Source organism: Mycolicibacterium gadium, assembly GCF_010728925.1.
GTDB lineage: Bacteria > Actinomycetota > Actinomycetes > Mycobacteriales > Mycobacteriaceae > Mycobacterium > Mycobacterium gadium.
Genome location: NZ_AP022608.1, coordinates 791,729 through 811,385, shown reverse-complemented (window position 1 = coordinate 811,385; position 19,657 = coordinate 791,729). Strand labels below are relative to the sequence as shown.

At 66.3% G+C, this 19,657-nt stretch carries 21 protein-coding genes; 6 read left to right on the top strand and 15 right to left on the bottom strand.

Annotated features, from left to right (window positions below; all coding sequences use genetic code 11):
* Positions 1-15: 15 nt before the first annotated feature.
* Positions 16-2,481 (bottom strand): phosphoketolase family protein, encoded by a 2,466-nt coding sequence (locus G6N36_RS03900; protein ID WP_163685106.1) that lies wholly within the window; start codon positions 2,479-2,481, stop codon positions 16-18.
* Positions 2,482-2,701: 220 nt separating this feature from the next.
* Here G6N36_RS03900 and G6N36_RS03895 point away from each other — a divergent pair, with 220 nt between their 5' ends.
* A complete protein-coding gene (locus G6N36_RS03895) occupies positions 2,702-3,469 on the top strand; it encodes a CPBP family intramembrane glutamic endopeptidase (protein WP_163690378.1) in 768 nt (255 codons plus the stop codon).
* A gap of 15 nt (positions 3,470-3,484) precedes the next feature.
* On the opposite strand, the gene G6N36_RS03890 is transcribed toward G6N36_RS03895, so the two are convergent.
* Positions 3,485-4,096, bottom strand: a complete 612-nt coding sequence (locus G6N36_RS03890; protein WP_163685103.1) for a CGNR zinc finger domain-containing protein — start codon at positions 4,094-4,096, stop codon at positions 3,485-3,487.
* Positions 4,097-4,196: 100 nt separating this feature from the next.
* On the opposite strand from G6N36_RS03890, the gene G6N36_RS03885 reads away from it, so the two are divergent.
* Positions 4,197-4,688, top strand: a complete 492-nt coding sequence (locus G6N36_RS03885) for a hypothetical protein (protein WP_163685101.1) — start codon at positions 4,197-4,199, stop codon at positions 4,686-4,688.
* Here G6N36_RS03885 and G6N36_RS03880 read toward each other — a convergent pair.
* The 5 genes from G6N36_RS03880 to G6N36_RS03855 form a co-directional block, all read right to left on the bottom strand.
* Positions 4,685-5,704, bottom strand: a complete 1,020-nt coding sequence (locus tag G6N36_RS03880) for a zinc-binding alcohol dehydrogenase family protein (protein WP_163685100.1) — start codon at positions 5,702-5,704, stop codon at positions 4,685-4,687. The genes G6N36_RS03885 and G6N36_RS03880 overlap by 4 nt on opposite strands.
* Before the next feature lie 15 nt (positions 5,705-5,719).
* The gene (locus tag G6N36_RS03875) at positions 5,720-6,025 is read right to left on the bottom strand and encodes a GlsB/YeaQ/YmgE family stress response membrane protein (RefSeq protein ID WP_163690377.1); all 306 of its coding nucleotides are present in this window, start codon (positions 6,023-6,025) and stop codon (positions 5,720-5,722) included.
* 626 nt (positions 6,026-6,651) lie between these two features.
* A complete protein-coding gene (locus tag G6N36_RS03865) occupies positions 6,652-7,695 on the bottom strand; it encodes an alanine and proline-rich secreted protein Apa (protein ID WP_163685096.1) in 1,044 nt (347 codons plus the stop codon).
* A gap of 218 nt (positions 7,696-7,913) precedes the next feature.
* Positions 7,914-8,972 carry a sulfate/molybdate ABC transporter ATP-binding protein gene (locus G6N36_RS03860; protein ID WP_163685094.1) on the bottom strand — a complete coding sequence of 353 codons (1,059 nt, stop codon included), beginning with the start codon at positions 8,970-8,972 and terminating at the stop codon, positions 7,914-7,916.
* Positions 8,969-9,778 carry an ABC transporter permease gene (locus G6N36_RS03855; protein WP_179964896.1) on the bottom strand — a complete coding sequence of 270 codons (810 nt, stop codon included), beginning with the start codon at positions 9,776-9,778 and terminating at the stop codon, positions 8,969-8,971. The genes G6N36_RS03860 and G6N36_RS03855 overlap by 4 nt, the downstream gene beginning before the upstream one ends.
* A gap of 201 nt (positions 9,779-9,979) precedes the next feature.
* Between G6N36_RS03855 and G6N36_RS03850 the strand changes: the two genes are divergently transcribed.
* From G6N36_RS03850 to G6N36_RS03840, 3 genes are all read left to right on the top strand, one after another.
* Positions 9,980-10,651 carry an SDR family oxidoreductase gene (locus G6N36_RS03850; protein WP_163685092.1) on the top strand — a complete coding sequence of 224 codons (672 nt, stop codon included), beginning with the start codon at positions 9,980-9,982 and terminating at the stop codon, positions 10,649-10,651.
* A 67-nt stretch (positions 10,652-10,718) separates the two neighbouring features.
* A complete protein-coding gene (locus G6N36_RS03845) occupies positions 10,719-11,648 on the top strand; it encodes an LLM class F420-dependent oxidoreductase (protein ID WP_163685090.1) in 930 nt (309 codons plus the stop codon).
* A gap of 113 nt (positions 11,649-11,761) precedes the next feature.
* Entirely contained in the window at positions 11,762-13,138 is a 1,377-nt protein-coding gene (locus G6N36_RS03840) for a type II NADH:quinone oxidoreductase Ndh (RefSeq protein ID WP_083127269.1), read from the top strand.
* On the opposite strand, the gene G6N36_RS03835 is transcribed toward G6N36_RS03840, so the two are convergent.
* The 8 genes from G6N36_RS03835 to G6N36_RS03800 form a co-directional block, all read right to left on the bottom strand.
* Positions 13,135-13,761 carry an urease accessory protein UreD gene (locus G6N36_RS03835; protein WP_163685088.1) on the bottom strand — a complete coding sequence of 209 codons (627 nt, stop codon included), beginning with the start codon at positions 13,759-13,761 and terminating at the stop codon, positions 13,135-13,137. The two genes, G6N36_RS03840 and G6N36_RS03835, sit on opposite strands and share 4 nt — an antisense overlap.
* On the bottom strand, positions 13,761-14,444 hold the full coding sequence (gene ureG / locus G6N36_RS03830) for an urease accessory protein UreG (protein ID WP_163685086.1): 684 nt from the start codon (positions 14,442-14,444) through the stop codon (positions 13,761-13,763). Before ureG ends, G6N36_RS03835 begins: the two co-directional genes overlap by 1 nt.
* 15 nt (positions 14,445-14,459) lie before the next feature.
* Positions 14,460-15,092: an urease accessory protein UreF gene (locus tag G6N36_RS03825; RefSeq protein WP_163685085.1), complete on the bottom strand. Its 633-nt coding sequence runs from the start codon at positions 15,090-15,092 to the stop codon at positions 14,460-14,462.
* A gap of 12 nt (positions 15,093-15,104) precedes the next feature.
* Complete coding sequence (locus G6N36_RS03820; RefSeq protein ID WP_163685083.1) at positions 15,105-16,838, bottom strand: urease subunit alpha; 1,734 nt, start codon at positions 16,836-16,838, stop codon at positions 15,105-15,107.
* Between the two features lie 95 nt (positions 16,839-16,933).
* Positions 16,934-17,269: an urease subunit beta gene (locus G6N36_RS03815; protein WP_163685081.1), complete on the bottom strand. Its 336-nt coding sequence runs from the start codon at positions 17,267-17,269 to the stop codon at positions 16,934-16,936.
* Complete coding sequence (locus tag G6N36_RS03810; protein ID WP_163685078.1) at positions 17,266-17,568, bottom strand: urease subunit gamma; 303 nt, start codon at positions 17,566-17,568, stop codon at positions 17,266-17,268. Before G6N36_RS03810 ends, G6N36_RS03815 begins: the two co-directional genes overlap by 4 nt.
* A 54-nt stretch (positions 17,569-17,622) precedes the next feature.
* Positions 17,623-18,027, bottom strand: coding sequence for a PaaI family thioesterase (locus tag G6N36_RS03805; RefSeq protein ID WP_163685076.1), 405 nt, complete (start codon positions 18,025-18,027; stop codon positions 17,623-17,625).
* Between the two features lie 178 nt (positions 18,028-18,205).
* Positions 18,206-18,994: an iron reductase gene (locus G6N36_RS03800; protein WP_163685074.1), complete on the bottom strand. Its 789-nt coding sequence runs from the start codon at positions 18,992-18,994 to the stop codon at positions 18,206-18,208.
* Between the two features lie 238 nt (positions 18,995-19,232).
* On the opposite strand from G6N36_RS03800, the gene G6N36_RS03795 reads away from it, so the two are divergent.
* Complete coding sequence (locus tag G6N36_RS03795) at positions 19,233-19,649, top strand: BlaI/MecI/CopY family transcriptional regulator (protein WP_163685073.1); 417 nt, start codon at positions 19,233-19,235, stop codon at positions 19,647-19,649.
* The last annotated feature ends 8 nt before the right edge of the window (positions 19,650-19,657 follow it).

Genomic DNA, 19,657 nt, shown 5'->3' with positions numbered 1-19,657 from the left:
TGCGTGCATTCGCGACTACTCGTTGTCGCCTCCGGTCGACGAGGTCGCGTCCAGGTTCGACTGTCCCGCCAGCCCGCGCGCGTCGGGCCACACCCAGTCGCGCACCTCGGGCAGATCATCGCCGTGCTCACGGGTGTACTCGCGGGCGGTGATGCGCATGTCGACCATGCGCTGACGCAGCGTCGCACACCGCGACTGCAGGGACGGCACCCGGTCGATCACGTCCATCACCAGGTGGAACCGATCGAGGTCGTTGAGCATGACCATGTCGAAGGGGGTGGTGGTCGTCCCCTCTTCCTTGTAGCCGCGCACATGCACGTTGTTGGCGCCGTCACGACGATAGATGAGCCGGTGGACCAGCCACGGATAACCGTGATAGGCGAAGATCACCGGCTTGTCCGGGGTGAAGATCCCGTCGAATGCGCGGTTGGACAGACCATGCGGGTGCTCGGTGTCGTCCTGCAGGCGCATCAGGTCCACGACGTTGACGAAGCGCACCTTCAGGTCCGGCAGGTGTTGTCTGAGAATGTCGACCGCCGCGAGACCCTCGAGCGTCGGCACGTCGCCGGCGGTCGCGATCACGACGTCGGGGTCCGTTCCGAGTTCCTCGGTGCCCGCCCATTCCCAGATGCCCAGCCCTCTGGTGCAGTGCGCGATCGCCTCGTCCATGGTGAGGAAGTTGGGGTGGGGCTGCTTGCCCGCCACCACCACGTTCACATACTGCCGGGAGCGCAGGCAGTGGTCGTAGGTGGACAGCAGGGTGTTCGCATCCGGAGGCAGGTACACCCTGACGATCTCGGCTTTCTTGTTGACCACATGGTCGATGAAGCCGGGGTCCTGATGGCTGAAGCCGTTGTGGTCCTGCCGCCAAACATGGCTCGACAGAAGGTAATTCAAGCTTGCGATGGGCCGGCGCCAGGGTATGTGGTTGGTGACCTTGAGCCACTTCGCGTGCTGGTTGACCATCGAGTCGACGATGTGGATGAAGGCTTCGTAGCAATTGAACAGACCGTGTCGGCCGGTCAGCAGATACCCCTCGAGCCAGCCCTGACACTGGTGTTCGGACAACATCTCGACGACGCGTCCGGCTCGGGCGAGATGCTCGTCCACCTCCGGGCCGACGAAGTCGGCGTTCCACTGTTTGGCGGTCGTATCGAATACCGCCTGCAGACGATTCGACGCGGTCTCGTCGGGGCCGAATATCCGGAAGTTGTCGGGGTTCAGCCGAATCACTTCCGTCAGCCACTCACCGAGCACCTTGGTCGCTTCGGCGATGGTCGCACCAGGGGCCGGCACGTTCACGCCGAACTTCCTGAAGTCGGGAAGTCGCAGATCCTTCAACAACATTCCACCGTTGGCGTGTGGATTGTCGCTCATTCGCAGCGTGCCTGCAGGCGCGAGTTCGGCGATGGCGGAATGGAGTTTGCCGTCCTCGTCGAACAGCTCATCGGGCCGGTACGAGCCCAGCCAGTCGGCGAGCACCTGCAGATGCTCGGGAGTGTCGCGGGCGCTGGCCAACGGAACCTGGTGTGCGCGCCAGGATCCCGTGGTCTTCTTTCCGTCGATGTAGTCAGGTCCTGTCCACCCTTTGGGTGTGCGGAAGACGATCATCGGCCATGCCGGCCGCCGCTCGTCACGCTCCGAAGCCTTGGCCTTGATCTCCGAGATCTCGTTGAGCACCTCGTCGAGCAACGACGCGAACCGCCGGTGAACGTCGGCGATGTCGTCATCCTCGGTCGCCTCGAAGAAATACGGATGGTGTCCGTAGCCGGCCATCAGGCTACGGAGTTCGTCCTGAGATATCCGGTCCAGAACCGTCGGATTCGCGATCTTGTACCCGTTGAGGTGCAGGATCGGCAGCACCACACCGTCTTTGGCGGGGTTGACGAACTTGTTCGAATGCCAACTCGTCGCCAGGGCCCCGGTTTCGGCCTCGCCGTCCCCGACGACAGCCGCGACCAGCAGGTCCGGGTTGTCGAAGGCCGCGCCGTAGGCGTGCGAAAGCGCATACCCGAGTTCGCCGCCCTCGTGGATCGAGCCCGGCGTTTCAGGTGCGACGTGCGACGGGATGCCGCCGGGGAAGGAGAACTGGCGGAACAACCGCCGAATGCCCTCGGTGTCCCGGGTGATATCGGAGTACACCTCTGAGTAGGTGCCGTCGAGGTAGGCGTTGGCGACCAGTCCGGGGCCGCCGTGACCGGGCCCGGTGACGTACAGGGTCGACTGCTCGCGCTCCTTGATGACCCTGTTGAGATGCGCGTACAGGAAGTTCAGACCCGGCGTGGTCCCCCAGTGGCCGAGCAGACGGGGTTTGACGTCGTCGCGGGACAGCGGTGTCTTCAGCAGCGGGTTGGCCAGCAGATAGATCTGGCCTACGGACAGGTAGTTGGCAGCGCGCCACCAACCGTCGATTCGGGCGAGCGTCTCGTCGCTCAGCGAGTGCAGCTCAGCGGAATGCCAATTGTGCGCCAGCGTGGTCATCGCACGGTCCTCCTGTGGCGTCGCGGTCGGTTTCCAATACCCATCAAACGCCTGCAAATCACGGTGTGCCCGACGAGCGAGACTTGTTCACCCACGGGCTACCAACACCCGCACGCAGATGTCTTCCATAGTCAGGGGTCTTGCTGTCTCAGCAGGCACTCAGCGAACACCGGTAGAATCGCCCATCGTGTCCGATCAAGCGCTGTCGATTCCCCGGTCGCTGCGCTCCTGCCCGCCAGACGTAGCCGAGCAGCCGCACCCGCTGATCGAACAATTGTCCGCAATTCATCATTTCCGGATCTACGCGGACATCGCCGTGGTGGTCGTTGTGCTCGCACTGACCAACCTGATAGCGCACTTCACCACCCCGTGGGCCAGCATTGCCACGGTGCCGGCGGCCGCCGTCGGACTGCTGCTACTTGTGCGGTCCCGCGGTCTGGGCTGGACCGAGCTGGGCCTGGGCCGGGAACACTGGAAAACAGGAGCGGGTTATGCCCTGGCCGCGGTCGCGCTGGTCATCTCGGTGATCGCGGTCGGCGCGCTGCTGCCATGGACGCGGCCGATGTTCATGAACAACAACTACGCGACGATCTCCGGCGCGTTGATCGCATCGATGATCATCATTCCTCTCCAGACGGTCATCCCCGAGGAGCTGGCATTTCGCGGCGTACTGCACGGCGCACTGGACCGCGCCTGGGGCTGGCGCGGCGTCGCCGCGGCCGGCTCGCTGCTCTTCGGCCTGTGGCACATCGCGACCTCATTCGGTTTGACCAGCAGCAACGTTGGCTTCACGCGCCTGTTCGGCGGCGGCGTGCTGGGTACGGTCGCGGGCGTGATTCTCGCGGTGGCGGCGACCGCCTTCGCCGGCTTCGTGTTCACCTGGCTGCGTCGGCGCAGTGGAAGCCTGATCGCGCCGATCGCGCTGCACTGGTCGCTCAACGGTTTGGGCGCGCTCGCCGCCGCCCTGGTGTGGCATCTGTCGACCTGACTGACGCCTCGCTGGTCAGCGATCACCTTTTCTGCGCCGTGCCCTGAACTCGCGGTTCTTGAGCTTGTTGCCGCACGCGGACATCTCGCACCAGGTGCCGCCGTGGTTGCGGGATCTGTCGTAGAACGCCCAGCGGCATTCGTCGTTCGCGCAGACCTTCAGGCGTGCCCAACTACCATCGAGTTGTGCGTCGCGGATGATCAACAGCAAACCGACCAGACGTTCGGCGACGGAATCGCCGAGGGCCGTGAGTCGCACCAGTCCGTCGTCACCGAACTCAGCGCGCGCGGCACCACCGGCGGCCACCGCACGAAGCGGCGCAAGCTCCGCTACGGTCGGCGAGGGCCCTGCGCCGTTGCACATCAACAGGGCGCGCAACGACTCACGGACATCGCGCAGCAGCCGCAGATCCGCGTCGTCGAGGGCGGCGTCGGATGCCATCAGCTCGTTGTCGATCAACCATGGCTTGGCATCGTCGAGATCGGCGAGGCGGTCTGGCCCCGAAGGCAGCTCAACGGTGTTGACCAGCGCCTGAACCCGGAGCAGCGGGCCGGGCGCCGGCTTGGACTCCACGTCGGCGAGCCATCGCGTCGGATCGGCAACCACAGTTCCAGAGTAGGCCCGCATGACCGGTATATCAACTTGACCGGTCACGCATGACCGTTGTAACGTGTTAGACGGTCACAACAAACGCGAATGCCGTAATCCGGCAAAGAGGCAGATATCCATGGCTGACAACAAGATTCCAGCCGAAATCCTTTCCAGTTCCTCCGACGTCCGCCCCGCCACGGCGGCCGACGCGCTCCCACGGCCGTCGATGTGGTCACGGTTGACCGCGCGACTGAGGGCCGACCGGTACGACCGGCTACTTGCCGTCGGTGTCCCCGCACCCGAGGGCAGCGCGCTCGCGGCGCACGAGGCGCGTCTGACGTCGACCGCCGAGCGAGAGGCAATCGCACGGTCGCTGCGTGCGATAGTCGCCGATGCCCGCGGCCGCGGTCTCCTGCTCTCGTCCCGGGTGCCACTGCACGTGCCCAACCTCGCTGCGGCCGAGGACGTGATCGACGCGATCACCTTGCGATTGCATTCACTGCGACCGGTGAGCGCGCGGGGAATGGCGCGGCTGCGCCAGATCCTGAGCGACGGGGCGGGGCCGCTCTACCGCTACGGCCGCGGCGATCTGCGGGGCCGGCTCGGCGCTGCCCTCGCCGCGCTCTAAACCACCAATACCGCGGCGCCCGAAATCCGGCCCGCCCCCAGCTCTGCAAGCGCATCGGCGGCCTTGTCCAGGGGGTACTGCGGTGTCGTCACCTCGAGGTGATGACGGCCGGCGAACGCAAGAAATTGGCGGGCGTCGGCGCGAGTGTTCGATGCCACCGACCGCAACTGCCGCTCCTGGAAGAGATGCCGCTGATAGTTCAGCGCAGGAATGTCGGACAGGTGAATACCGGCGACGGCCAGCGTGCCGCCGCGATCGAGCGCCTCGAGAGCCGGCAACACCAGATCCCCCACCGGCGCAAAGAGAATCGCGGAGTCCAGCATCACCGGCGGACGGTCGGCGGCGCCCTGTACGGACGCGGCGCCCAGTGCCGATGCCAATTCCTTCGCCTGCTCGCCGCGGGTCATCACATGCACCTCGGCGCCCTGTGCGAGCGCCACCTGTGCGGTCAGGTGTGCGCTTCCACCGAACCCGTATATGCCAAGCCGGCCGCCTTCAGGCAGTTCGGCGCGCAGCAGTGCGCGATAGCCGATGATGCCCGCGCACAGCAACGGCGCCAGTTCGGCATCCGAATATCCAGCTGGGAGCGGGTGGGCGTAAGCGGCTGGGACAGTGGCGAATTCGGCGTATCCCCCGTCGGCGTCCCATCCCGTGTAGCGAGACTCCGGACATAGGTTTTCGTTACCGCTTTTGCAGAATCTGCATTGGCCACACGTGTGCCGCAGCCACGCGATGCCGACCCGATCACCGACCGCGAACTCGCCGCCATCTGTTTCCGGACCGACTTCGACGACTTCGGCGACGACCTCGTGGCCAGGAATCACCCCGGCGCGATGCACAGGCAGGTCGCCCTCGGTGACGTGAAGATCGGTGCGGCACACGCCACATGCCCGCACGGCGACGAGGAGCTCGCCCGGCGCGGGCCGTGGCACGTCGGCGGTGACTTTCTGCAACGGTCGACTGCTCATCGGGCCCGGCCGCTGAACTCGCCATGCCTTCATCGTTGGGGTGCCCATCACCCCATGGTGACGCTACGTCTTTTTTTGCACCAGACCGACGAGCCACAGCAGGATGATCGACCCGAGGATCGCGGTGAAGAAGGTGAACCACCAACCCCCCTCTGCGGTGTCGAACCAGAAGCTGAGGAGGAAGCCGCCGATCAAGGCGCCGATGACACCGACGATGATGTTCATCAGAATGCCGGATCCGCGGCCCTTCACGATCTTTCCGGCGATCCAGCCCGCGAGCGCGCCGATGATGATGTAGCCGATCCAGCCGACGCTGGTCAGCGTCGTCGACCGTTCTGCGAGCAACTCGGTAGCCGCAATGATGTCCATCAGGATCTCCCGCCTATCGCTGGCCATGGCTCAGCGCAACCGCCGGGCCAACTCGAGATATACCGCACGCCGGTAACAATTCGACGGCCAGTGCGGTCAAGATCAGCAGTCTTCAAATGGGCGTACTCAAGCCGCGGAACGTCAGATTCCAGCGCACAACGACACGAAGGGAATAGGAGCGCAGATCCCCACCGAGAAGTACGGAGTCGGATCGCCGTTCCAGGCCGGCGGTGGTGGTGGCGGAGGAGGAGGCGGGGGCGGCGGCAGTGGCGCGGCGATGCACGTGTTCGTGGGTGGGTCGAAAAGAGTTCCCACTCCGCACTCGATTGCGCTTCCCACCGCCGGCGACACCAACGAGGCACCGGTAAGCGCCGCAAGAGCCACCGCCACCCTGGCCGTGACGCGACAAATCAAGTTCAGCATGGAGGCTCCCTTACCCATCCCCGACCTCAGCTGTACTCCCGATCGTAGGCCGCCCGGCCAAGCACGTCACCAAAATTGACGACCGCGAAGGTCGATGGTCGGTTTCCACCCGCGAGGCGAACGCTCATCGGTGGTTCTGGTCGATCCGAGGACGCAAGCACATCGCGTTGTGCCTGCGTTATAGCCAGTCCAGTCCTGGCGTGTCAGCCGGGCGGCAACATCCCCGGCGCGGCTTCTGGCGCCACTGGCACGGGGACCCCGACGCCCGCGGGCGCAGGCGGCGGCGGTGCGTTGGGATCGGCCGGCGGCGGGGGCGGAGCGTTGGGATCGGCCGGCGGCGGGGGCGGAGCGTTGGGATCGGCCGGCGGCGGCGGCGGAGCGTTCGGATCCGCAGGCGGCGGAGGCACAGCGACCGGCGGGGCGTAGGGCCGGATCGAGTTCGCCAATGTGACAGCCTCGTCCTTCGGGATCGGGTTGGTCTCGGTTCCGAGCCAGACGACGAACCAGCGTTGCGGGGTGCGCTGACCGCGCGGTGTGCCGGGTTCGACCGGCTCGCCGACCACGCCGGCCCAGATCTGCCCGGTGGGCTTGTTGGCGTCGGTGAACTTCACCTCGTAGTAGGAGGCAACGCCGGGCATACCGTTGGCGTCGAGCGGAACCGTTTCCTGGTTCATGCGGGTGCCGGGGAAGGGCATGAAGAACTCGCCCATGTCCGATGCAAGCCGCTGGGCCGCCTTCGTGTTGTCGGTTTCGGCGCCGGCGAACAGCTTCAGATCGAGCCGCCCCAGCAGCACGCTCGTGTCGTTCGGCGGCTCCGCACCCTCAGGGGTGATCTTGGTCAACAACGCTTGGCCGTAAGACAGCTGGGTGGAATCCGACACCTTCCATCCGGCGGGCACCACGAAGCTCAGACCACCGGCGGCGTTCTCGACGCGGCCCGGGTCGACGGGCGGCGGCGGGGCGTTGGGATCCACCGGCGGTGGCGGTGCGTTCGGGTCCGCGGGCGGAGGCGGCGGCGCCGGGGCACCTGGCGGCGGGGGCGCGGGCGCTCCTGGCGGAGGAGGCGGCCCCTGCATGAACGTGTTGCCGGTCGGTGGCGGAGGAGGCGGCGCCGGCGTGGGCTCCGGTTGTGCCTGTGCGATTGACGGCAGCGTGAGCGCCACCGCGGTCGCACCGGTCACCGCCGCAATCATCAGCGACTTTGAGAGGCCCTTGCGGGGTTCGCGTAACGCGTCTCGCTCATCCATGGGGATGAAAATACCGTGTTACCGCCGTGACGCAAGTGCGAGTTGCTCCAAATGTGCTTAATTGTGACATTGCTGTAAGCTTCTAAAGCCCAGCTAGACAGCATTTTATAGATTGCTGCTCTATCTGCGCCCCGCGCCAGGCGCGCGGCGCGCTCCGGCGGTTGGTGACGGCTCTCACAGGCAATCCAGTTGGTAATTCGCATGGGCGAGCCGCGTCGTTACGGGCTGGGGAGAAGGGTGACCTCCTGCGCCTTGATCGAGAAATAGACGCGCTCCCCCGGCGCCAGCCGCAGCTCGGCGGCCGAATCGGCGGTGATGTCGGCGGCCAGCCCAGGTGCGCCGTCCGGCTGTTCCTCGGCGCGGACGCGGATGGCGGGCCCGCGGCTGTCCAGCTCGGCGACGGTCACCGCCACGGTGTTGCGCGGGCTGCCGTGCGGCTTGTCGCGATAAACGGCGACCGCCGCCGGCGAGAACAACGCCACCGCAGACTGCCCGGCGAGGCTGTCGGGTTCGGCGACGCCATGCCAGGCCACCCCCCACGGCGTCGCCAACACCCCCTGTGGGCCCGCGATGCCCGCCACGAGGTTGACGCCGGCGAGGCGCGCCCCGAACTTGCTGCGAGGTGCAGTCAAAACCGCTGCGGCGGAGCCTTTTTCGACGACTCTGCCCTCCTCGAGGACAAGTACCCGGTCGGCGAGGGTGAGGACATCCACCAGGTCGTGGGTGATCAGGACCGCGGATCGGCCGTCGCGCGCGAGAACGCGGCCCAGCAGTTTGCGCATCGCGGCGGCCGCTCCAACGTCCAGGCCGGCCAAGGGTTCGTCGAGCAGCAGCACATCCGGGTCCGCGGCCAGCGCGCGAGCCAACGCGATGCGCTGCGCCTGCCCGCCCGAGAGCTGCCGGGGCATACGATCGGCCAGCTCGGCGGCCTCGACCTCGTCCAACCAGCGCATCGCATCCGCCCGTGAGCTGCGTGGGGAGAAGGCGACGTTGGCGACGACGCTCAGATGCGGGAACAACAGCGCATCCTGCATCAGCAGCCCGATCCGGCGGTCGTGGGTGGCGACATGCGTGCCCGTGGCCGTATCGGTCAGCACCCGATCGCCGACGCGGACGACGCCGTGGTCGGGCCGCACCAGACCCGCGATCACATGAAGTGCCGTCGACTTACCCGCGCCATTCGGACCGAGTACGGCGAGAACCTCGCCGGCGTCCACCACGAGTTCGATATCCACACCGCGGTTCTCGACAATCGCGCGCACACTGACGTCCGTCACGCTGATTCACCACCATGGGCGCCGCGGGTCCCCAACCGCCTGCTGCCGAGCACGATGACCACCACGGCCGCGATCACGACGAGGAGCAAAGACAGCGCGACCGCCGCGTCCGCGTCGCTCTCCCGCTGTAGGTAGATCTCCAGCGGGAGGGTGCGGGTGACGCCCTCTCGCGAACCGGCGAACGTGAGCGTGGCGCCGAATTCGCCCAACGATCGCGCGAAGGCCAGGACCGCGCCGGACACCAGACCCGGGGCCAGCAGCGGCAGGGACACCCGCCACCAGACAGTGGTGGGCCGGGCGCCCAGGGTCGCGGCGACCACCTCGTAGTCCGTCCCCGCGGTGCGAGCCGCGCCTTCCAGCGCGATGACGAGGAACGGCAGCGACACGAATGTCTGCGCCAGCACGACCGCTGTCGTCGTGAAGGCGATCTGGATTCCCGCGGCGTCCAAATACTGCCCGATCAGCCCGAGGCGGCCGTATGCGTACAGCAACGCGATGCCCCCCACCACGGGTGGAAGCACCAACGGGAGCAGGATCAGCGGCCGCGTCATCCGGACCACCCGGGCGTCGCTTCGGGCGAGCACCAGAGCCATCGGCACCCCCAGGATCAGGCACAACACTGTGCTGGCGGTCGCGGTACGCAGACTCAGCTCGAGTGCGGACACCGATGCCGGACTGGTGATCAGCGACCAGAATCGCGGCCAGTCGACCTTCGCAGCCACCGCCACGAGAGGAACGGCGACGAACAGCGCCCCCAGCGCAGCCGGGACGTAGATCCACCGTGGGAGGACGGCCGACGGGCTCACGGCGAGGCGCGAAATGCGGAAATCGCGCTGGTCTTCGAGGTGGTCACCGCCGCGACGGGCTTCACAGATCACGACCCTATGGCACTTCGGCGGCGTTGTGGTGCCGGGTGCGCGTGCCGCATTTCCTCCTATAGCTACTGTCCAGTAACATTTCCTGCACGGGCTGGGGTTCAGCGTCGAACACAGAGGGAGGTCCTTGCGATGGACGTGCTTGTCACCGGAGGCGACACCGACCTAGGACGCACGATCGCGGAGAACTTTCGCAACGCGGGGCACCAGGTCGTGATCGCAGGCGCTCGCCGCGACGAACTGGACGTCGCCGCCAAAGAACTCGAAGTCGACGCCATCGTGTTCGACAACACCGATGCGGCGAACCTGGAGACAGCGCGGGACCACTTCCCGCACCACCTCGACACCATCGTCAATGTGCCCGCGCCACGCTGGCAGGCCGGCGATCCGCGGATGTACTCCCTCTCCGATCTGGCCACGGCGTGGCGCAATGCGCTCGACTCGACGATTCTCTCCGCCGTCCTGACCGTGCAGATTCTCGGTGACCACCTGCGTTCGGGGGGGTCGATCATCACCGTCGTACCCGAGCACCCGGCCGAGGGCAGTGCTGAGGCCGCCATCAAGGCCGCGGTGTCCGACTGGACGGCGGGGCAGGCTCAGCACTTCGGCATCCGCGGCATCACCGTGAACGCGGTCGCATCGGGCCGGAATGCCGAACCCGGCTACGACGGTCTCTCGCAGTCGCCACTTTCGGTGGCCGAGGAGATCAGCCGGCTCGCTTTGTTCCTGACAACGCCGGCCGCCCGACACATCACCGGTCAAACGATGCATGTCAGTCACGGTGCGCTGGCGAACTTCGGCTGAATATTCCTTCGTTCGCCGGTAGCTAAAGCGGGGTGACCGCTCCGGTTAGTTGTGGTTACGTGAAGGTGTGACCATCAAACTCGGACTCCAGATCCCCAACTTCTCCTACGGCACCGGCGTCACCGAACTTTTCCCCACCGTCATCGCGCAGGCTCAAGAAGCCGAAGCCGCAGGCTTCGACTCCGTCTTCGTGATGGACCACTTCTATCAGCTGCCCGGCCTCGGAACGCCCGACCAGCCGATGCTCGAGGCGTACACCGCCCTCGGCGCGCTGGCCACCGCGACCGAGCGTGTGCAGCTCGGCACGTTGGTGACCGGAAACACCTACCGCAACCCCACCCTGCTGGCCAAGGCGATCACGACGCTCGACGTCATCAGCCAGGGCCGGGCCATTCTGGGCATCGGCACCGGCTGGTTCGAGCTCGAGCACGACTCACTCGGCTACGAGTTCGGGACGTTCACCGACCGCTTCAACAAACTCGGCGAGGCGCTGGAGATCATCCTGCCGATGCTCGCGGGCGAGCGGCCCACGGTGAACGGCAAGTACTACCGCACCGTCGAGGCCATGGCCGAACCCCGCTTCCGCGACCACATCCCACTGATGATCGGTGGCAGCGGCGAGAAGAAGACGATCCCGCTGGCAGCCAAGCACTTCGACCACCTGAACATCATCGCGGGATTCGATGAGTTGCCCCGCAAGCTGGCCGTGGTCAAGGAGCGTTGCGAGGAGATCGGCCGCGATCCGGCCACGCTCGAGACCAGCATGCTGGTCATCGCGCTCATCGGCGACGGCATCTCCGAGGACCTGATTCCCGACGACTTCAAGCAGCAAGCGGTGTACGGCACCGCCGAGCAGGTCGCCGAGCAGATCAAGACCAAGGTGTTCGACGCGGGTGTCACCGGCGTGATCCTCAGCCCGGTGACGAGCCTCGACGGCTACCACCCCGGCCACGTCACCGCCGTCGGCGAGGCGTTGAAACCGGTTCTCGCCGGCTGATTCCACGCGCTGACGTGGGAAACAACACAGCCAAACCGTGCGTGTATCGGAGGTTCGGGCGACTACCGTAGTGGGTAGAAATAGCACGTGAAGCACCGTCGAGGAGCCCGACAATGAGCCATCCCGGAGCCACTGCAACCGACAGGCACAAGGTCGTCATCATCGGTTCAGGGTTCGGCGGGCTGACCGCTGCCAAAGCGCTCAGGCGTGCCGACGTCGACGTGAAGATGATCGCCAAGACGACTCACCACCTTTTCCAGCCGCTGCTGTATCAGGTGGCGACCGGCATCATCTCCTCAGGCGAGATCGCTCCCCCGACCCGGATGATCCTGCGCAATCAGAAGAACGCGCAGGTGCTGCTGGGCAATGTGACGCACATCGATCTGGCGAATCAGACCGTCAGGTCGGAGCTGCTCGGGCACACCTACGTCACGCCGTACGACTCTCTGATCGTCGCTGCGGGCGCGGGCCAGTCCTACTTCGGCAACGACCATTTCGCGGAATGGGCACCGGGCATGAAGTCGATCGATGATGCACTGGAGTTGCGTGCCCGCATCCTCGGCGCGTTCGAGCAGGCCGAACGATCCAGCGACCCCGCCCGCCGCGAGAAGCTGTTGACGTTCACCGTCGTCGGTGCCGGTCCGACCGGAGTCGAAATGGCCGGGCAGATTGCTGAACTCGCCGACCACACGCTCAAGGGCGCGTTCCGGCACATCGATTCGACGACTGCCCGGGTGATCCTGCTCGACGCCGCGCCGGCCGTGCTGCCCCCGATGGGCGAGAAGCTCGGCAACAAGGCCAAGGCGCGCCTGGAGAAGATGGGCGTCGAGATCCAGCTCGGGGCAATGGTCACCGACGTCGACCGCAACGGCATCACGGTCAAGGATCCCGACGGCAAGTTCCGCCGCATCGACTGCGCGACCAAGGTGTGGTCGGCGGGCGTTTCGGCGAGCCCGCTCGGCCGCGACATCGCTGATCAGTCCGACGCCGAGGTCGATCGCGCGGGACGGCTGAAGGTGCTTCCCGACCTGACCGTTCCCGGCCATCCGAACGTGTTCGTGGTCGGCGACATGGCCGCCGTCGAAGGCGTTCCCGGTATGGCTCAGGGAGCCATCCAGGGCGGCAGGTACGCCGCCAAGGCGATCAAGGCCGAGCTCAAGGGTGCCAATCCCGCTGAGCGCGAACCCTTCCAGTACTTCGACAAGGGTTCGATGGCTACGGTATCGCGCTTCTCCGCGGTCGCGAAGATCGGCCCGGTCGAGTTCGGCGGCTTCATCGCCTGGCTCGCTTGGCTGGTGCTGCATCTGGTGTACCTGGTCGGATTCCGGCGCAAGATCACCACGCTGCTGATGTGGACGGTGACGTTCCTGTCGAAGAAGCGCGGCAACCTCACGATCACCGAGCAGCAGGCGTACGCCCGCACCAGAATCGAAGAGCTCGAGGAGATCGCCGCCTTGGTGCAGGATCCGGAAGAGAGAGCCGCCGTCTAGAGCCGCTCGCCCTGCCAGGTCGACAGGCAGCCGCCACGCGCCAGCGCGAGCGTCATGCCGGCGGTGTCAACTTCCGTTTGTGGGTAGTGCAACTCGCTGATGCAAGCCATCGGTGCGGCCAACTCGTCTTCGGCCACCGAACCGCGACCCAGCTCGATCCGATGCCGCAGTAGTGCAGTCCCGTCGACGTCGGCGTGTAGCGATCCGGACCAGAAGCCCTGCCGTTCATCGGTTCTCCCGATCTGGATTCGCTCGCGCAGCTTGACTCGGCCCGTTCCTTCGACTGCCAGCCGTGTCGACGTGAAATGCCGGGAAGCGCCCGCAACCACGGTCGGTTGCGGGTCCAGGTCGAGCTCGCCGGCGACCTCGAGAAGCCAATTCGCGTGTGACTCATGGGTGGCCGGACCGGGCAGCGTCATCGTCGCCGCGGCGGTACGCACGCGCAGCAGCGCGCCCGGTTGCACCACGATGCGCACACATATCGAGTCTCCACCGAGCGGGGTGGCCGCCGCCGACACCAGGTGCACGGTGTCGGGTTCGGTCTCCCGGGCCGCAATACCGCCGCTGGATTCGATTCGCGGCCGGCGGCCTCGATGCGCGACGACGAGGAGGTCGGATCGCATCAGACCGGGACCTTCAACTGCTCGCGCACCCACGTCAGCACAGCCGTCGCGGCGGGGTCTTCGGTCAGCGAGATCAACACCGCCGGACGGTCGCCGCGCACGGTGGCCGCGTCGCGGCGCATCACGTCGAGATCGGCCCCGACGAGCGGCGCGAGATCAGTCTTGTTGACCACCAACAGATCCGAGTAGGTGACGCCCGGGCCGCCCTTGCGGGGCACCTTGTCGCCACCGGCGACATCGATAACGAAGATCTGTACGTCCACCAGCCCGGATGAGAAGGTGGCCGTCAGGTTGTCGCCACCGGATTCCACCAGGATCAGGTCGAGCCGCTCGTTGCCCGCGATGAGATCGTCGATCGCGTCGAGGTTGGCGGTGATGTCGTCGCGGATCGCGGTGTGGGGGCAACCGCCGGTCTGCACCGCGGCGATGCGGACGTCAGGCAGAACGGCGTGGCGGCGCAGGAAGTCGGCGTCTTCTGTGGTGTAGATGTCGTTCGTGAGCACGGCCAACGACAGCTCGTCACGCAGTTGCCTGCACAACGCGGCGACCAACGCCGTCTTGCCCGAGCCGACGGGTCCGCCGATGCCGATGCGCAACGGCTCCCCCGGTGTCCGCCGGCGCTTGGGGCGGTCGGTGTGACCATGTGGCTGGCCGTCGAGGAAATGCGGTGGCTGGGGCGGCATTGGGCGAACTCTCTTTCAGGATGCGAACAGCGGTCGCTCGCGTTGGCTGTGCTTCTGGGCCAGCAGGTCGAGCAGCGGATCGGACAGGTCGGCCAACTCCTTACAGGCCATAGCCGAGGTCTGGTCGCACAACGCGGCCAGCTCGAAAGTCAGCGCCGCGACGTCACCCGGGTCCAGCGCCAGGAGCCGTTGCGCGGCCGTCGCCGATCCGGTCATCGTCGTGTAGACGACCGTCAGCGCCGTCTGTTGGAACTCGAGCCCACTGGCCGCACCGACGGCACCGGCCACGGTGGCGAGGTGCGGCGCGGCACCCAGTGATTCCCAGCGTTCGGCCGGCCAGACCCGTCGGGCGAGCCGCAGCAGACCGCGCCCTTGCGCCCGGGATGCCTGACGTGCGGCGGGTGCCGGTGTGCGGGCGTCGATCTCGGCGTCCGCACCGTTGACCGGCAGGCTTCCGCTGTGCACGGCCGCGGCCACCGATGCGGTCACCAGCCCGGTGGTGCGGATTCGCCGGATCAGGAAGGCCCGCAGCGTGACGAGGTCGCGGACCAGACCCAGGGTGACGGCCTCCTCGACACCTCCGGAGTGCACGTGGCCGCCGGTCGGCAGCCGCGAGTCCGACAGTGTCAGCAGTGTCGCCAAGTTCATCGGAACAACCTGTCAGAACAGGAAATAGCGTTGCGCCATGGGCAACTCGACGGCGGGGTCCTCCTGCCACACGTCGCCGTCGATACGGACGGTGAACGTGTCGGGGTCGACCTCGATTTCGGGCAGCGCGTCGTTGAAGGGCATGTCGACCTTGCCGACATTGCGGACATCCTTGACCGCGACGAGCCTGCGGTTGACGGCGAGTCGGTTCGCAAGCCCTTCATCTATGGCCTGGGACGAGACGAAATGCACCGAGGTCGCCGAAGCCGCGGCCGGAGCCGCACCAAACATCGGTCGCGGCAGTACGGGCTGCGGTGTGGGGATCGACGCGTTCGCGTCCCCCATTGCGGCCCAGGCGATCATCCCGCCCTTGAGCACCGCGTGCGGGCGCACACCGAAGAACGCGGGCTCCCACAGCACGAGGTCGGCGAGCTTACCCACTTCCACCGAGCCGATCTCATGGTCGAGGCCGTGCGCGATGGCCGGACAGATCGTGTACTTCGCGACGTACCGGCGGGCGCGGTTGTTGTCGGATTGATGGACGCCGGACTTGTCCCCCGCCAATGCACCCCGACGTCGCTTCATCACGTGAGCGGTCTGCCAGGTGCGGATCACCACTTCGCCGATGCGGCCCATCGCCTGGGAGTCGCTGCCGATCATCGAGATCGCCCCGATGTCGTGCAGCAGATCCTCTGCCGCCATCGTCGAGGGTCGGATGCGGCTCTCGGCGAATGCGAGATCCTCTGGCACCGAAGGGTTCAGGTGATGGCACACCATCAACATGTCGAGGTGTTCATCGAGGGTGTTGACGGTGTGTGGACGTGTGGGATTGGTCGAACTCGGCAGTACGTACGGTTCCGCGGCGACGCGGATGATGTCGGGCGCGTGGCCGCCGCCGGCGCCCTCGGTGTGGTAGGCGTGAATCGACCGACCGTTGATCGCACCGATCGTGTCCTCGACGAAACCCGCCTCATTGAGCGTGTCCGAGTGCAGGGCAACCTGCACTCCGGACGCCTCCGCGACGGAAAGGCAGGCGTCGATCGCCGCGGGGGTGGACCCCCAGTCTTCGTGCAGCTTGAAACCCGAAGCGCCGCCACGTAATTGCTCCCACATCGATTCGGCGCTGACGGTATTGCCCTTGCCGAGTAGCGCGATGTTCATCGGCCAGGCGTCCAGCGCCTCCAGCATGCGGCCCAGATGCCACGCCCCCGGGGTCACGGTGGTGGCCTTGCTGCCCTCCGCGGGTCCGGTACCACCGCCGATGATGGTCGTGATGCCACCGCCCAGGGCTTCCGCCATGATCTGCGGACAGATCAAATGGACATGGCAGTCGATGCCACCGGCCGTGACGATTCGACCATTGCCGGCGATGATTTCGGTTGACGGACCGACCACGAGATCGGGGTGCACGCCGGACATGATGTCGGGGTTGCCGGCCTTGCCGATCGCGACGATCCTGCCGTCGCGAATACCGATGTCGGCCTTGATGATTCCCCAGTGGTCGATGATCACCACGCCGGTGATCACGGTGTCGGGTGCGCCGTCGGCCCGGGTTGCCCGGCCCTGCCCCATCGACTCGCGCAACACCTTGCCGCCACCGAAGACCGCCTCGTCGCCGGCCAGACCCGGCCCGCCGCTGCGATCCTCGGTGATCTCGATGAACAGATCTGTGTCCGCCAATCGGATGCGGTCGCCGGTCGTCGGCCCGAAGAGCGCTGCATACCTGGCTCGGGAAATGGCGCTCATCGCTGCCCTCTGTTCTTCGCGCAGGCGCTCATCGGCGTCCTCTGTTCTTCGCGCAGGCGCTCATCGGCGCCCTCTGTTCTTCGCGCAGGCGCTCATTACGCATCATCCAATCGCCCGGGCGGTCGCAGGCTCAACCCATACACCTCGCGTGATCCGCCCAGGGGTACCAACGAGACCCGCTGGGCAACACCGGGTTCGAACCGCACCGCGGTGCCGGCGGGGATGTCGAGCCGATGTCCATGGGCGGTTGCACGATCGAATTGCAGGGCGGCGTTGCTTTGCGGTAGGTGCACGTGGCTACCGACCTGGACGGGACGGTCGCCGGTGTTGAGGATGTCCATCTCGACCCGTTGCGCGCCTTGGTTGAGCTCGATATCGCCGGTGCCGTAGACGATCTCGCCGGGCACCCACGATGCATGTTCGGCCGTCATGGGATCGGGTGGTGGACGGTGACGAGTTTCGTCCCATCGGGAAACGTCGCCTCCACCTGGACGTCCTCGAGCATCTCCGGAACGCCCACCATCACGTCGTCGCGGCTGAGAACCTCGCGGCCGCTGGCCATCAACTCCACGACCGTGCGACCGTCGCGCGCCCCTTCGAGGAGGTGATCGGTGATCACCGCAACGGCCTCGGGGTGGTTGAGTTTCAGCCCGCGCGCCTGGCGCCTGCGCGCCAGTTCCGCGGCGTACGACAGCAGCAACCTGTCCTGTTCATGCGGCGTTAATCGCATAGTCGGGGATACTGCCACGCCCCGCACCCCTCAGCAGCGCGAGAAAAGCGGCGGTTACTCGGGAGGCAGATTCTGCAGCCGCACCTGGCCTCTCGCCACGACGCGCTCGGTGTCGTCGGTGATGGTGATCAGCCACAGTTGCTGGCGTCGGCCGCGATGGATCGGAACCGACACCGCCGTCACCGTGCCCGCGGAGATGGCGCGCAGGAAGTCGGTGTTGTTGTTGACGCCGACGACGTGACCGCCGCCGTTCTCGCTGAGCCAGATCTGCCCCGACACGCTGGCCAGGCTCTCGATCACCGAGCAGTACACGCCGCCATGCACGATCCCCCACGGCTGCAGCAGCTTGTCGTTGATCTCGATACGGGCAGTGCCGCCGTCCGGGGTCAGCTCGAGGAATTCGAGGCCGATCTCCTTGTCGAATCCGGCGCCGAGACCGGTCGGGATTTCTGTGCTCACCCAGATTTGTCTACACGGTGACGTTCGGACCGCTGTGGTCGAGACCTGAAATGCGGAAGGGCCCCGCACAGTGTGCGGGGCCCTTCCTTCGTGTGGACCGGGAGTCTCTGCAGCCCTCAGGACTCCGGTGCGGTCCGGTGGTTCAAGTTCGTTCTGCAACAGCATAGGCAAGGCTGCCCTAATTTAGCAATACCTTCCCTGCCGCTACTGGCGGAATTCTCGTGGCGCCCCGCACGGGCAGCCCGAATCCGACCAGCGCGTCGAGCACAGCCTGGCCACGACGCATGCTCGTGAGCTCGCTGGACCCCGCCAGCAGGGGCACTTGCGTCGCGGCGCCCACCACCGCGGCACCGACGATGTGCCACATGGCCGCGATCGAGATCGCCGAATCGCTGACCTCGGCGAGCTTGCCGAACAACGGAGCAAGAGTGCGATGACTGCGGTGTGCAATCCACGTCGTCAGCGCGGCCTCGTTGGGCAGGGCGACGATTCCATCCCGGATGGCGCTGTGCGACCGGGTATTCGGACGAGCTCCGAAGAAGGGGTCATCGGGCAGTGCGCGCAGCGTGGGGTCGACGACACCGACCCAGTCGATCGCGCCCTCGGAGTCCACGTGCACCCACAGGTTCTCCAAGCCCGTGTCCCATGCGCGACCCTCGAGCACGAGCAGCGGCACCACCCGTCCGACGACCACGTGCGCCAGGGTCGCGGCGAGCTGCTGGGCCACCGCGGCACGACTTTCGGTCTCCTGGGCCGCGAGCTTGAACATCGAATGCAGCCGATCGGTCATCAGCGCCTGCGTCAACGGCCACCAGCGTCGCCGTGACAGATCTCCGATGACCGCGACACCGTAGACACGCGGACATTCGGGATACAGCTCGCGCAATCGGCGGCTCGATTCATGCAATGGCAGCGCCTGCGCAATGGCCATGCTCGAGATGAGCGGGTCGTCGACGACAACCGTCATAGGACCTCCCGATGTTGAGTTAGGTTAGCCTTACTATAATCAGGTCGACCGTTGGAGCCATACCCTGTGACTCGACTCACAAGGCCAGGCGAAGGCGCGGTGACCTGGAACGAACCAAGCCGGAACATTCCGTCGGGCGTGCGCGACAACGCGCCGAGCGGGGTCGTCCTGCGCGATACGACGCACGGTAGTAAACCCGTAGTAAGCTGGACCTACCGTCTCTAGGAGATGAACGAAGATGGCCAAGTTGACGCGTTTAGGGGAGCTCGAACGCGCGGTGATGGACCACCTGTGGTCCACGCGCGAGCCCCAAACCGTGCGCCAGGTCCACGAGGCACTCGCCGCCCAGCGCGACCTCGCCTACACAACGATCATGACCGTCCTGCAGCGGCTGGCAAAGAAGAATCTCGTCGTCCAGCACCGCGATGACCGGGCCCATCGCTACGCCCCGACCCACGGGCGCGACGAACTGGTCGCGGGGTTGATGGTCGATGCCCTGGACCAAGCTGCGGACTCGGATGACCGCGAGGCTGCGCTCGTGCATTTCGTCGAGCGCGTCAACGCCGACGAGGCGGCGGCGCTGCGTCGCGCGTTGTACGAGTTGGAGAGCAAGCACCGGATATCGCCACCCGCTGGCGAGCCGGGCACCGGCTGAGAGACACT